The organism is Tenacibaculum sp. L6 (assembly GCF_028823685.1).
GTDB lineage: Bacteria > Bacteroidota > Bacteroidia > Flavobacteriales > Flavobacteriaceae > Polaribacter.
On sequence record NZ_JAPEHZ010000189.1, the window covers coordinates 1 to 557 of the forward strand.

The window sequence follows — 557 nt, forward strand, 5'->3', positions numbered from 1 at the left end:
TGATATGAAATTGTGGGCTGAAATAATCTTTTTGCAGAACTTTACAAAGAACACCGATATAAAGTTTGCTGTTGAGAATGTTAAACCATATTACGAGCCATTTGTAAAACCAACTGCAAAACTTGGCAGACACTTGTTTTGGGCAAACTTTGATATACCTGAAATTGAAATAAAAGACGGACTTACACATAATGAAAGGGGTTCTTCTGCAAAAGGTTATTTTGATTTAAGACCATATAAAATGAAACACCGTAAAGACCAAATAATTCGCAATTGCGTTGACCCAAATGTAGGTAAGTATGTTCTGAAATGTGCAGTTACGTAGTATTGGTGCTAACGGTCTGGTGTATGGCTCGTTGCGCGCAAATTAGCTATTATTTTTCGGTTGAGCCACAAGCCAGTTTTTTAAATTTTACTATTTATCTTTTTTGTTGGAAATCGTCAAATTTAAAAATTTGGCGACTTTCCAAATATGCCTTAAATTTGGTTTAAGCAACTGACCAGCAATGAGCTATACACGTTGTTGCCAGTAGTGTTTTCCTCACAATTTGTCCGTT

Annotated in this window: 1 protein-coding gene; it reads left to right on the forward strand. The window is 35.2% G+C overall.

All coding sequences use genetic code 11. The features are described from left to right. Nucleotides 1-325: hypothetical protein (locus OU788_RS12665; RefSeq protein WP_274635488.1), on the forward strand; the 325-nt coding region annotated here is incomplete at its 5' end. Nucleotides 326-557 lie beyond the last annotated feature (232 nt).